This window comes from Pseudomonas knackmussii B13 (assembly GCF_000689415.1).
Classification (GTDB): Bacteria; Pseudomonadota; Gammaproteobacteria; order Pseudomonadales; family Pseudomonadaceae; genus Pseudomonas; species Pseudomonas knackmussii.
Genome location: NZ_HG322950.1, coordinates 2,100,501 through 2,113,901, shown reverse-complemented (window position 1 = coordinate 2,113,901; position 13,401 = coordinate 2,100,501). Strand labels below are relative to the sequence as shown.

The window sequence follows — 13,401 nt, the reverse complement described above, 5'->3', positions numbered from 1 at the left end:
TATGCAGGGTTCTTGTTCAAATGACAGACAGCAGAGGTTTTCCTAGCGGGCTCGTGGCCGGTTTGCTCCGTGCATCGTTGTTCGACCGCATCCGTGACGGCCTGGAATTACGCCGACCCGGATAGGGGCGACGGCACGCGGACATCACCCTTTTGGGGAGAGCGGTCCAAAGTAGTTGCTAGCCTAACGATTTTCTCGCCGAGCTGGCACTGACATGCGTCAGGGTGTCCGCGGAATGTCCGCGGCTGTCGCTTGCACGACAGGTAGTGCGACGGTGCCGTAATGAAGGAGGCCACCCGAGGGTGGCCTCCTTCCGACACGCGGTAAGTCGGGGAGACTTACTTGGTCGGCCAGCCGGTCAGCTCGGCCAGGGCCTTGCCGATGTCAGCCAGCGAACGCACGGTTTTCACACCGGCGTCTTGCAGGGCAGCGAACTTCTCATCCGCAGTGCCCTTGCCGCCGGAGATGATGGCGCCGGCGTGGCCCATGCGCTTGCCGGGCGGTGCGGTGACGCCAGCGATGTAGGACACCACCGGCTTGGTCACGTTGGCCTTGATGTAGGCAGCGGCTTCTTCTTCAGCCGAACCACCGATCTCGCCGATCATGACGATGGCTTCGGTTTTCGGGTCTTCCTGGAACAGCTTCAGGATGTCGATGAAGTTGGAGCCCGGGATCGGGTCGCCACCGATGCCCACGCAGGTGGACTGGCCGAAGCCGGCGTCGGTGGTCTGCTTCACGGCTTCGTAGGTCAGGGTGCCGGAACGCGACACGATGCCCACTTTGCCCGGCAGGTGGATGTGACCCGGCATGATGCCGATCTTGCACTCGCCGGGAGTGATCACGCCCGGGCAGTTCGGGCCGATCAGGCGTACGCCCAGCTCGTCGCACTTGACCTTGGCGTCCAGCATGTCGAGGGTCGGGATACCTTCGGTGATGCAGACGATCAGCTTGATGCCGCCGAAGGCAGCTTCCAGGATCGAGTCTTTGCAGAACGGAGCCGGAACGTAGATGACCGAGGCTTCAGCGCCGGTGGCTTCTACGGCTTCCTTGACGGTGTCGAACACCGGCAGGCCCAGGTGGGTGGTGCCGCCCTTGCCGGGGGTCACGCCGCCGACCATCTTGGTGCCGTAGGCGATGGCCTGTTCGGAGTGGAAGGTGCCCTGCGAGCCGGTGAAGCCCTGGCAGATTACCTTGGTGTCTTTGTTGATCAGGATGCTCATTACTTACCCTCCGCGGCCTTGACGACTTGCTGGGCAGCGTCGGTCAGGCTGGTCGCCGCGATGATGTTCAGACCGCTTTCGGCCAGTACCTTGGCGCCGAGTTCGGCGTTGTTGCCTTCCAGACGGACGACAACCGGCACTTTCACGCCAACTTCTTTAACGGCGCCGATGATGCCTTCGGCGATCATGTCGCAGCGAACGATGCCGCCGAAGATGTTCACCAGTACGGCAGCGACGTTGCTGTCGGAGAGGATGATCTTGAACGCTTCGGTCACGCGCTCTTTGGTCGCGCCGCCGCCAACGTCCAGGAAGTTGGCCGGCTTGCCGCCGTGCAGGTTGACGATGTCCATGGTGCCCATGGCCAGGCCAGCGCCGTTGACCATGCAGCCGATGTTGCCTTCCAGCGCGACGTAGTTCAGTTCCCACTTCTGCGCATGGGCTTCACGAGCGTCGTCCTGGGACGGGTCGTGCATGGCGCGCAGCTTGGGCTGACGGTACATGGCGTTGGAGTCGATGTTGATCTTGGCGTCCAGGCAGTGCAGGTTGCCGTCTTTCTTGATCACCAGCGGGTTGACTTCGAGCAGGGCCAGGTCGTAGTCCTGGAACAGCTTCGCCAGGCCGACGAAGATGTGCACGAACTGCTTGATCTGGTCGCCCTTCAGGCCCAGTTGGAAGGCCAGCTCGCGGCCCTGGAACGGCTGAGCGCCGACCAGCGGGTCGATGGTGGCTTTCAGAATCTTCTCGGGAGTGTCGTGAGCGACCTTCTCGATGTCCACGCCACCTTCGGTGGAGGCCATGAAGACGATGCGACGGCTGGAACGGTCGACGACGGCGCCGAGGTACAGCTCCTTGTCGATGTCGGTGCAGGATTCCACCAGGATCTTGCTGACCGGCTGGCCGTTGGCGTCAGTCTGGTAGGTCACCAGACGCTTGCCCAGCCAGTTGGCGGCGAACGCCTTGGCGTCCTCTTTGCTCTTGACCAGCTTCACACCGCCCGCTTTACCGCGGCCACCGGCGTGTACCTGGGCTTTCACGACCCACTCGGTACCACCGATTTTTTCACAGGCTTCTGCGGCCTCTTCGGGTGTGTCGACGGCAAAGCCCTTGGATACGGGCAGGCCGTACTCAGCGAACAGCTGCTTACCCTGATATTCGTGGAGATTCATGCTTGTCTACCGTTTTTCGTCTTGGGTATTGCGCATTCGGCGCGGCACTCGTGATACCGCGCCACCTGTGACGTCCGCTCCGAGGAGAAGACGTCCGGCGGGATGGTTACGGCAGTCCCTCGCGAATGACTGCCGCCCTGCCCCGCCGTGGTCCTACCGCCTTAGCGCTTCTTGCGATTGGCGATGTGGATGGCGTGGCCATTCACCGCCAGGGCCGCTTCGTGCAGCGCTTCGGACAGAGTCGGGTGGGAGAAGACCATCATGCCCAGGTCTTCGGCGCTGGTGCCGAATTCCATGGCGATCGCGCCTTGCTGAACCAGCTCGGCGGCGCTCGGGCCGATCACATGGACGCCCAGCACGCGGTCGGTCTTGGCATCGGCGATGACCTTGACCAGGCCGGTGGTGTCGTTGGCAGCCATGGCGCGGCCGCTGGCAGCGAACGGGAAAGTGCCGACGTTGACTTCGACGCCTTCGCCCTTGAGCTGCTGCTCGGTTTTGCCGACCCACGCGATTTCCGGGTGGGTGTAGATGACCGACGGGATCAGGTCGTAGTTCATCTGGGCCTTGTGGCCGGCGATGCGCTCGGCAACCATCACGCCCTCTTCCGAGGCCTTGTGCGCCAGCATGGCGCCGCGGACCACGTCACCGATGGCGAAGACGCCCGGAACGCTGGTCTTGCAGTGGTCGTCGACGAAGATGAAGCCACGCTCGTCCAGGGTCACGCCGCTGTCGGCAGCCAGCAGGTCGGTGGTAACCGGACGACGGCCGACCGCAACGATCAGCTTGTCGAAGGTTTCCTTCTGCTCGCCGTTGGCGTCGGTGAAGGTCACGGTGACTTGCTTCTTCTTCACTTCCGAACCGGTGACGCGAGCGCCCAGGCGGATGTTCAGACCTTGCTTGCTCAGGGTCTTCAGCGCTTCCTTGGCGACCTGCTCGTCGGCAGCCGGCAGGAACTTGTCCAGGGCTTCCAGGACGGTGACTTCGGCACCCAGGCGGGCCCAGACCGAGCCCAGCTCCAGGCCGATGACGCCAGCGCCAATCACGCCAAGCTTCTTCGGCACGGCCTGGAATTCCAGGGCGCCGGTGGAGTCGACGATGATGTCTTCGGTCAGCGGGGCCGGCGGGATTTCGACCGGCTTGGAACCGGAGGCGATGATCACGTTGTCGGCTTCCAGGACCTGAACGGTGCCGTCCAGACCGGTGACTTCGACCTGCTTGTTGGCCAGCAGCTTGCCGTGGCCTTCGAAGGAGGTGACGCCGTTGGCCTTGAACAGGGTGGCGATGCCGCCCGTCAGGTTCTTAACGATGTTGGCCTTGCGGGCAACCATCGCGGGAACGTCCATCTTCACTTCGCCAGTGGAGATACCGTGGACGTTGAAGCTCTCTTTGGCTTCCTTGTACTTCCAGGAGCTGTCCAGCAGCGCCTTGGACGGAATGCAGCCTACGTTCAGGCAGGTACCGCCGAGGGCGACCTTGCCCTCCTTGCCGATGTACTTCTCGATGCAAGCGGTCTTCAGGCCGAGTTGTGCGGCACGGATGGCAGCTACGTAGCCGCCGGGGCCAGCACCAATCACAACCACGTCGAATTTCTGGCTCATGTCTCAATCCTTATTCCGGTGAAGCGGACGGCCCCTCGCGGGGCCGTCGTGTAGTACGGGGCCGTCGTGTGAACGGACGAATCAGACGTCGAGCAGCAGGCGAGCCGGATCTTCCAGCAGATCCTTCATGGTCACCAGGAAGCTGACCGCTTCCTTGCCGTCGATCATGCGGTGGTCGTAGGACAGCGCCAGATACATCATCGGCAGGATCACGACCTGGCCGTTAACGGCCATCGGGCGCTCCTGGATCTTGTGCATGCCGAGGATGGCGGTCTGCGGCGGGTTGACGATCGGGGTCGACAGGAGCGATCCGAATACGCCGCCGTTGGAAATGGTGAAAGTACCGCCGGTCATGTCTTCGATGGACAGCTTGCCGTCCTTCGCCTTGCGGCCGAAGGTGGCGATGCCGTTTTCGATTTCGGCCAGGCTCATGAACTCGGCGTTACGCAGTACCGGTACCACCAGGCCACGATCGCTGGAGACGGCAACACCGATGTCCTGGTAGCCGTGGTAGACGATGTCGTTGCCGTCGATCGAGGCGTTGACGCCCGGGAAGCGCTTCAGGGCTTCGGTGGCGGCCTTGACGAAGAAGGACATGAAGCCCAGGCGGACGCCGTTGTGCTTCTTCTCGAACAGGTCCTTGTACTTGTTGCGCAGGTCCATGACCGGCTTCATGTTGACCTCGTTGAAGGTGGTCAGCATGGCCATGGAGGACTGGGCTTCGACCAGGCGCTCGGCGACCTTGGCGCGCAGACGGGTCATCGGGACGCGCTTCTCGACGCGGTCGCCAGCGGCGAACACCGGAGCAACGGCAGCCGGAGCAGCAGCAGGCTTGGCGGCCGGAGCGGCAGCCGGGGCGTTCTTCTTGGCCTCAACGGCGGCAACCACGTCTTCCTTGGTTACACGACCGCCCTTGCCGGTGCCGGCGATGCTGTTCGGGTCGATGCCGTTTTCTTCGGCGAGCTTGCGAGCGGCCGGCGACAGGATGTTGTCGTCGGCAGCGGCAGCAGCCGGAGCAGCGGCGGCCGGGGCAGCAGCCGGAGCAGCAGCGGCCGGAGCGGCGGCGGCAGCACCGCCTTCGCTCAGCTTGCCGAGCAGTTCGTTGGAGAGAACGGTGTCGCCTTCGTTCTTGACGATCTCGGCCAGTACGCCATCGGCTTCGGCGAGAACCTCGATGACGACCTTGTCGGTCTCGATGTCGACGATCAGTTCATCACGCTTGACGGCTTCACCGACCTTCTTGTGCCAGGTGGCGACGGTGCCGTCGGCAACCGATTCCGGGAAGGTTGGGGCTTTGATTTCGATAGCCATTCTGTGTGTTTCCTTAAATTCGGTATCTACTGCGCGTTGGCGTTAAACAGTGAAGGCGTCTTGCAGCAGTTTTTCCTGCTGCTCGGCGTGCATCGAAGCGTAGCCGCAAGCCGGAGCTGCCGAGCCTTCGCGGCCGGCGTATTCCAGGTTGAGGCCTTTCTTGTGCGCGGCGATGACACGGCGCATGTGGTGCTGCGAGCAGTACCAGGCACCTTGGTTCATCGGCTCTTCCTGACACCAGACGATGTGCTTGAGGTTCTTGTACTGCGAAAGAACTTCGGCCAGGTCGTCTTCCGGGAACGGATAGAGCTGCTCGATACGGACGATCGCGATGTCTTCGCGACCTTCGGCACGACGCTTCTCCAGCAGGTCGTAGTAGACCTTGCCGCTGCACAGCACGATGCGCTCGACTTTCTTCGGATCGAGGTTGTCGATCTCGCCGATCACGGTCTGGAAGGAGCCATTGGCCAGTTCTTCCAGGGTCGAGATGGCCAGCTTGTGACGCAACAGCGATTTCGGAGTCATCACGATCAGCGGCTTGCGCAGCGGACGGATCACCTGGCGGCGCAGCATGTGGTAGACCTGAGCCGGGGTGGTCGGCACGCAGACCTGGATGTTCTGCTCGGCGCACAGTTGCAGGTAACGCTCCAGGCGCGCGGAGGAGTGCTCCGGACCCTGGCCTTCGTAACCGTGCGGCAGCAGCATGGTCAGGCCGCAAAGACGCTGCCACTTGGTCTCGCCACTGGTGATGAACTGGTCGATGACCACTTGCGCACCGTTGGCGAAGTCACCGAACTGGGCTTCCCAGATCACCAGCGCGTTCGGCATGGTGGTGGCGTAGCCATATTCGAAGGCCAGTACCGCTTCTTCCGAGAGGTAGGAGTCGTACAGGCTGACGCGCGGCTGGTTGTCGAACAGGTGGGCCAGCGGGATGTAGACCGAGTCGTCCTTCTGGTTGTGCAGCGCCGCGTGGCGATGCGAGAAGGTGCCGCGGCCGACGTCCTGACCGGTCATGCGAACCGGATGGCCTTCGAACAGCAGGGTGGCGTAGGCCAGGTTCTCGGCGAAGCCCCAGTTGATCGGCATGCCGCCGGCCGACATCTTGGCGCGGTCTTCGTAGATCTTCTGCACCTGACGCTGCATGACGAAGCCGTCCGGAGTCTCCAGCAGCTTATTGGACAGCTCCTGCAGGGTCTTCAGGTCGAAGCGGGTGTCGTGACGCGCGGTCCAGGCATGGCCGACGTACGGACGCCAATCGACGAAGAGCTCCTTGTTCGGCTCCTTGACCAGGCTCTTCACCACGTGCAGGCCGTTGTCCAGGGCGTCGCGGTATTCGTCGACCTTTTCCTGGGCCTGTTCGGCAGTCTGTACGCCGGCGGCAATCAGCGCGTCGGCATACAGGTCGCGAGTGGTGCGTTGCTTGGCGATCTGCTGGTACATCAGCGGCTGGGTGCCGCTCGGCTCGTCGGCCTCGTTGTGGCCGCGACGGCGGTAGCAGACCAGGTCGATAACCACGTCACGCTTGAACTGCATGCGGTAATCGATGGCCAGCTGGGTAACGAACAGCACAGCTTCCGGATCGTCGCCGTTCACGTGGAAGATCGGCGCCTGGATCATCTTGGCAACGTCGGTCGCGTACTCGGTGGAGCGCGCGTCGTCCTGGCGGCTGGTGGTGAAGCCGACCTGGTTGTTGATCACGATGTGGATGGTGCCGCCGGTCTTGTAGGCACGGGTCTGGGACATCTGGAAGGTCTCCATGACCACGCCCTGCCCCGCGAAAGCGGCATCGCCGTGGATGGAGATCGGCACGACCTTGTCGCCATTGCCGTCTTTGCGACGGTCCTGGCGGGCGCGTACCGAACCCTCGACCACCGGGGAGACGATCTCCAGGTGCGAGGGGTTGAACGCCAGAGCCAGGTGAACTTCGCCGCCGCTGGTCATGACGTTGGAGGAGAAGCCCTGGTGGTACTTGACGTCACCGGAGCCGAGCTCGACCAGTTTCTTGCCCTCGAACTCGTCGAACAGGTCGCGCGGGTTCTTGCCGAGGGTGTTTACCAGCACGTTCAGACGGCCACGGTGGGCCATGCCGATGACGATTTCCTTGACGCCGTAGGAGCCGGAGCGCTGGATGATCTCGTCGACCATCGGGATCAGGCTCTCGCCGCCTTCCAGACCGAAACGCTTGGTGCCCGGGTACTTCGTGCCCAGGTACTTCTCCAGGCCTTCGGCAGCGGTCAGACGCTCGAGCAGGTGCGAACGAGCCTCGGCGGAGTACGCCGGACGGCCACGCACACTTTCCAGGCGCTGGGCGAACCAGTGACGCTGCTCGGAATCGACGATGTGCATGAATTCGGCGCCGATGGTGCTGCAGTAGGTCTGCTTAAGGGCGTCGAGGATTTCGCGCAGGGTCGCCTCTTCCTTGCCGATGTAGAGCTCACCGGTGCGGAAGGTGGTGTCGAGGTCGGCGGCAGTCAGGCCGTAGTGGTCGAGCGACAGGTCGGCGGGAGCGGTACGCACCCAGAGACCCAGCGGATCGAGCTTCGCGGCCTGATGTCCACGCAGCCGGTAGGCCAGGATCAGGCGCAGGACTTCGACCTGCTTCTTCTCGTGCTCGGAGCTCACGCTGCCAGCGGACACCGGTTGGGCGCGGCGCTGGTTGTTGGCCAGGAGTACGAAATGATCGCGGATTGCGGAATGCGAGACGTCGGGAGCGGGATTGCCGTCGGCGGGGAGCTTCTGGAAGTACGTGCGCCACTCTTCTGGCACAGCGTTCGGGTCGTGCAGGTAGAGCTCGTAGAGCTCTTCGACGTAGGCAGCGTTTCCACCGGATAGATGGGCACTGTTCCACATCCGCTGCATTACGCTTTCGTGCATGCTTGGTCACCCTCGGTAAGGGGACTCCACCTGACGGAAGCCATGCGGATTTCCAGCCCCGTGTAGCGACTGGTAGCCACCAAGGTTCCCGCAGATAGTCCGGGTACCAGCCCGGATGCCCCTGCTGGTCATATATACGATTTCAAAATCGAGCCCCTGCTTTGTGAGCTGGGGTCCGTCGCAACCGCCCCGCCGGAAATGTCCCGGCGGGGCGGGTATTGCTCTTTACAGCGTATTGCTTGAAACGGATCAGGTACCGCTTTGCAGCAGCATGTTGCGCACGTGACCGATGGCCTTGGTCGGGTTCAGGCCTTTCGGGCATACGTTGACGCAGTTCATGATGCCGCGGCAGCGGAACACGCTGAACGGATCGTCCAGCGAGGCCAGACGTTCCTGGGTCTTGGTGTCACGGCTGTCGGCCAGGAAACGATAGGCCTGCAGCAGTGCAGCGGGACCGAGGAACTTGTCGGGGTTCCACCAGAACGACGGGCAGGAAGTCGAGCAGCAAGCGCACAGGATGCACTCGTACAGACCGTCCAGCTTCTCGCGCTCTTCCGGCGACTGCAGACGCTCGATGGCCGGAGCCGGCGTGTCGTTCTGCAGGAAGGGTTTCACCTTCTCGTACTGCTTGTAGAAGATGCTCATATCCACGACGAGGTCACGGATCACCGGCAGGCCAGGCAGCGGACGCAGCACCAGCTTGCCGCCCTTCAGGCCGGCGGCCGAAAGCGGAGTGATGCAGGCCAGGCCGTTCTTGCCGTTGATGTTCATGCCGTCGGAACCGCACACGCCTTCACGGCAGGAGCGACGATAGGAGAAGCCTTCGTCCTGTTCCTTGATCAGCGCCAGCACGTCCAGGACCATCACGTCCTTGCCGTGGGTATCGACCTCGAAGTCCTGCATGAAAGGTGCAGCGTCCTTCTCGGGGTTGTAGCGATAAACACTTACTTTCAACATGACGGGCACCCTTAGTAAGTACGAACCTTGGGTTCGAATGCCGGAACAGTCTTCGGCGCGAAGTTGACGGCACGCTTGGCTACGCGCTTCTCACCCGGGAAGTACAGGGTGTGGCACAGCCAGTTCTCGTCGTCGCGCTCCTCGAAGTCTTCGCGGGCATGCGCGCCGCGGGACTCTTTGCGGGCTTCGGCCGCAATGGCAGTGGCTTCGGCCACTTCGAGGAGGTTCTGCAGTTCCAGCGCTTCGATGCGCGCGGTGTTGAAAGCCTGGCTCTTGTCGTTGATCTTGACGTTCGCAATGCGCTCGCGCAGATCAGCCAGTTGAGTGATGCCCTTCTGCATGTATTCGCCGGTACGGAATACACCGAAGTAATTCTGCATGCACTGCTGCAGTTCGCGCTTGAGCGGGGCGACTTCTTCGCCGCTGGTGCGCTCGTTCACGCCGTTCAGGCGCTTGTAGGAGGCTTCCAGGTCGCTCTCGGAAGCGCCACGGTGCTCGATGCCCTCTTTCAGGGCCTTTTCCAGGTGCAGACCAGTCGCACGACCGAAGACCACCAGGTCCAGCAGCGAGTTGCCGCCCAGACGGTTGGCACCGTGTACCGATACGCAAGCTACTTCGCCGACTGCGAACAGACCTTCGACGATCTGGTCGTTGCCGTTGGCGTCCATGGTCAGGGCCTGGCCATGAATGTTGGTGGCAACGCCGCCCATCATGTAGTGGCAGGTCGGGATAACCGGGATCGGCGCGACGACCGGGTCGACGTGAGCGAAGGTCTTGGACAGTTCGCAAATGCCAGGCAGGCGGCTGTGCAGAACTTCTTCACCCAGGTGGTCGAGCTTCAGCAGTACGTGGTCCTTGTTCGGGCCCACGCCGTTGCCGGCGATGACTTCCTTGACCATGGAGCGGGCAACTACGTCGCGGCCGGCCAGGTCTTTTGCGTTCGGAGCGTAACGCTCCATGAAGCGCTCGCCGTGGGCGTTGATCAGGTAACCACCTTCGCCGCGGCAGCCTTCGGTGACCAGTACACCAGCGCCGGCGATGCCGGTCGGGTGGAACTGCCACATTTCGATGTCCTGCACCGGCACACCAGCGCGCAGAGCCATGCCCACGCCGTCGCCGGTGTTGATCAGGGCGTTGGTGGTGGAGGCGTAGATACGGCCAGCACCGCCAGTGGCCAGGACCACGGCTTTGGAGCGGATGTAAACGGTTTCGCCGGTCTCGATGCAGATGGCGATGATGCCAACCACGTGACCGTCCTGGTTCTTCACCAGGTCGACGGCGTACCACTCATTAAGGAACGAGGAGCCGGCTTTCAGGTTGGCCTGGTACAGGGTGTGCAGCAGCGCGTGACCGGTACGGTCGGCAGCAGCGCAGGTACGAGCAGCCTGAACGGACGGATTGTCCGGGCCTTTGGACTGACCACCGAACGGACGCTGATAGATGCGGCCTTGCTCGGTACGGGAGAACGGCAGCCCCATGTGTTCCAGCTCGAACACGGCTTCCGGGCCAACGGAGCACATGTATTCGATGGCGTCCTGGTCACCGATGTAGTCGGAGCCCTTGACGGTGTCGTACATGTGCCAGCGCCAATCGTCGTTCGGGTCGGCCGAGGCGATGGCACAGGTGATGCCGCCCTGGGCGGACACAGTGTGCGAACGAGTCGGGAAGACCTTGGTTACCACGGCAGTCTTGTGACCACCCTGGGCCAGTTGCAGCGCAGCGCGCATGCCGGCGCCGCCACCACCAACGATGATGGCGTCGAAGGAGAGAGTACGATTGCTTGCCATGGATCAGTTACCCCAGAGAATCTGCACACCCCAGACGAAGAATGCGAACATGGCCATGCCGCATGCTGCCTGGACGAGGAAACGCACGACGGTCGCGGCTTTGCCGAGGGCCATCGGAGTCAGGTAGTCGGTGGTGATGGTCCACATGCCGACCCAGGCGTGAACGCTCAGGGCAACCAGCGTGAGAAGACTGAAGATCTTCATCAGGCTGTGGGAGAACAGACCATGCCACTCCTCGTAGGAGATGTTCGGGTGGGTAACCAGGTAACCCAGCAGGAAGAGCACGTAAGCCGCGAGAACGACCGCGGAAACGCGTTGGGCCATCCAGTCGTAGAGGCCAGAACGCGAGAAGTTAGTGACGTTAGTTACCATACCCAGACCCCCGCCAGGACAATCAGCACCACTGCGACAGCGATGACAATTTTCGAACCGCGCTTACCGCCTTCCAGTGTTTCGCCGATACCTGCGTCCATGACGAGGTGACGTACACCGGCTACCAGGTGGTACAGCAGCGCAGACAGCAGGCCCCAGATCACGAACTTGGCCAGCGGACTGGTCAGACACGCCTTCACCTGCTCGAAGCTGTCAGCCGATGCCAGGGATTTGTCGAGCGCAAACAGCAGCACGGCAATGCCCAGGAAAAGGATGACGCCAGAGATGCGGTGGAGAATGGACGTGTAAGCGGTGACAGGGAGTTTGATGGTCCTAAGGTCTAGGTTTACAGGTCGTTGGCTATTCACGGCTTTTTTCACACTGAGAGCCCTTCGAACAGCAGGGCTAGTTGTCGGGAGGTGCACTTGTCAGGTACCCATCACCTTCGGGAGTGACAACCGCCTGTAGCGCAGGCCCGGAGGCCTTTGGCGGCTGGTCGCCGAGTATAGACAGTTAGGCCCCTAATGACAACGGAAACCCCTTCACCTAAGGACTAATTGCCGCACCCCCCAAAAAGGCGTAAACAAGCCGTTTTTTTTCGTCAAAACAGGGAGTTGGAGAGCCTATTCGGCACGCTTTTGTGCAAATTGACATTCGAATTTATCTCTCTATAGTGGTGCGGGCCCTGCGTGGGGGGTCGTACAGATGATTTCAAGCATTAATAGGAGGCCATAATGGCTGACAAAAAAGCGCAGTTGATCATCGAGGGCGCTGCCCCCGTCGAACTGCCTGTCCTCTCCGGCACGCTGGGCCCAGATGTCGTCGACGTGCGGGGCCTCACCTCCACGGGCAGCTACACCTTCGATCCGGGCTTCATGTCCACCGCCTCGTGCGAGTCGAAGATCACCTACATCGACGGCGACAAGGGCATCCTGCTGCACCGCGGCTACCCCATCGAACAGCTGGCCGAAAAGTCCGACTACCTGGAAACCTGCTTCCTGCTGCTCAAAGGCGAACTGCCTACCGCCGCAGAGAAAGAGCAGTTCGTCAGCACCATCAAGAACCACACCATGGTTCATGAGCAGTTGAAGAGCTTCTTCAACGGCTTCCGCCGCGACGCCCACCCGATGGCCGTGATGTGCGGCGTAGTCGGTGCGCTGTCGGCCTTCTACCACGACTCCCTGGACATCAATAATCCGCGTCATCGCGAGATCTCGGCCATGCGCCTGATCGCCAAGATGCCGACCATCGCCGCCATGGTTTACAAGTACTCCATGGGCCAGCCGATGATGTATCCGCGCAATGACCTGAATTATGCAGAAAACTTCCTGCACATGATGTTCAACACCCCCTGCGAGACCAAGCCGATCAGCCCCGTGCTGGCCAAGGCCATGGACCGCATCTTCGTCCTGCACGCCGATCACGAGCAGAACGCCTCGACCTCCACCGTACGCCTGGCAGGCTCCTCGGGCGCCAACCCGTTCGCCTGTATCGCCGCCGGCATCGCCGCCCTCTGGGGCCCGGCCCACGGCGGTGCGAACGAAGCCGTACTGCGCATGCTGGACGAGATCGGTGACGTTTCGAACATCGACAAGTTCGTGGCCAAGGCCAAGGACAAGAACGATCCGTTCAAACTGATGGGCTTCGGCCACCGCGTTTACAAGAACTTCGACCCGCGCGCCAAGGTCATGAAACAGACCTGCGACGAAGTGCTGAGCGAGCTGGGCATCAACGACCCGCAGCTGGAACTGGCCATGAAGCTGGAAGAACTGGCACGCCAGGATCCGTACTTCAAGGAACGCAACCTGTACCCGAACGTGGACTTCTACTCGGGCATCATCCTGAAGGCCATCGGCATCCCGACCAGCATGTTCACCGTGATCTTCGCCCTGGCACGCACCGTGGGCTGGATCTCGCACTGGCAGGAGATGCTCTCCGGCCCGTACAAGATTGGCCGTCCGCGCCAGTTGTACACCGGCTACGAGCAGCGCGACTTCATCGAGCTCGGCGCTCGCAAGTAAGCCCCGCCTCGATAACGAAAAAGGTTGCTTCGGCAGCCTTTTTTGTTGCCCGTGTCCCGTCCTGAATAAGGTTTACACCTTCGCCCTTATTTCAG

At 61.9% G+C, this 13,401-nt stretch carries 10 protein-coding genes; 1 reads left to right on the top strand and 9 read right to left on the bottom strand.

Annotated features, from left to right (window positions below; genetic code table 11):
• Window positions 1-338 precede the first annotated feature (338 nt).
• The 9 genes from sucD to sdhC form a co-directional block, all read right to left on the bottom strand.
• Window positions 339-1,220 carry a succinate--CoA ligase subunit alpha gene (gene sucD / locus PKB_RS10075; protein ID WP_043251341.1) on the bottom strand — a complete coding sequence of 294 codons (882 nt, stop codon included), beginning with the start codon at window positions 1,218-1,220 and terminating at the stop codon, window positions 339-341.
• Window positions 1,220-2,386, bottom strand: coding sequence for an ADP-forming succinate--CoA ligase subunit beta (gene sucC / locus PKB_RS10070; RefSeq protein ID WP_043251340.1), 1,167 nt, complete (start codon window positions 2,384-2,386; stop codon window positions 1,220-1,222). The genes sucD and sucC overlap by 1 nt, the downstream gene beginning before the upstream one ends.
• Window positions 2,387-2,547: 161 nt before the next feature.
• Window positions 2,548-3,984 carry a dihydrolipoyl dehydrogenase gene (gene lpdA, locus PKB_RS10065; RefSeq protein ID WP_043251339.1) on the bottom strand — a complete coding sequence of 479 codons (1,437 nt, stop codon included), beginning with the start codon at window positions 3,982-3,984 and terminating at the stop codon, window positions 2,548-2,550.
• Between the two features lie 81 nt (window positions 3,985-4,065).
• Entirely contained in the window at window positions 4,066-5,295 is a 1,230-nt protein-coding gene (gene odhB, locus PKB_RS10060; RefSeq protein ID WP_043251338.1) for a 2-oxoglutarate dehydrogenase complex dihydrolipoyllysine-residue succinyltransferase, read from the bottom strand.
• Between the two features lie 42 nt (window positions 5,296-5,337).
• On the bottom strand, window positions 5,338-8,169 hold the full coding sequence (locus tag PKB_RS10055) for a 2-oxoglutarate dehydrogenase E1 component (protein ID WP_043251337.1): 2,832 nt from the start codon (window positions 8,167-8,169) through the stop codon (window positions 5,338-5,340).
• Window positions 8,170-8,418: 249 nt separating this feature from the next.
• Window positions 8,419-9,126, bottom strand: a complete 708-nt coding sequence (locus tag PKB_RS10050; RefSeq protein ID WP_043251336.1) for a succinate dehydrogenase iron-sulfur subunit — start codon at window positions 9,124-9,126, stop codon at window positions 8,419-8,421.
• Between the two features lie 11 nt (window positions 9,127-9,137).
• Window positions 9,138-10,913, bottom strand: coding sequence for a succinate dehydrogenase flavoprotein subunit (gene sdhA / locus PKB_RS10045; protein WP_043251335.1), 1,776 nt, complete (start codon window positions 10,911-10,913; stop codon window positions 9,138-9,140).
• A 3-nt stretch (window positions 10,914-10,916) separates the two neighbouring features.
• Entirely contained in the window at window positions 10,917-11,285 is a 369-nt protein-coding gene (gene sdhD / locus PKB_RS10040; RefSeq protein WP_043251334.1) for a succinate dehydrogenase, hydrophobic membrane anchor protein, read from the bottom strand.
• Window positions 11,279-11,665 carry a succinate dehydrogenase, cytochrome b556 subunit gene (gene sdhC / locus PKB_RS10035; protein WP_197539248.1) on the bottom strand — a complete coding sequence of 129 codons (387 nt, stop codon included), beginning with the start codon at window positions 11,663-11,665 and terminating at the stop codon, window positions 11,279-11,281. Before sdhC ends, sdhD begins: the two co-directional genes overlap by 7 nt.
• 354 nt (window positions 11,666-12,019) lie before the next feature.
• On the opposite strand from sdhC, the gene gltA reads away from it, so the two are divergent.
• A complete protein-coding gene (gltA, locus tag PKB_RS10030; protein ID WP_043251331.1) occupies window positions 12,020-13,306 on the top strand; it encodes a citrate synthase in 1,287 nt (428 codons plus the stop codon).
• Window positions 13,307-13,401 lie beyond the last annotated feature (95 nt).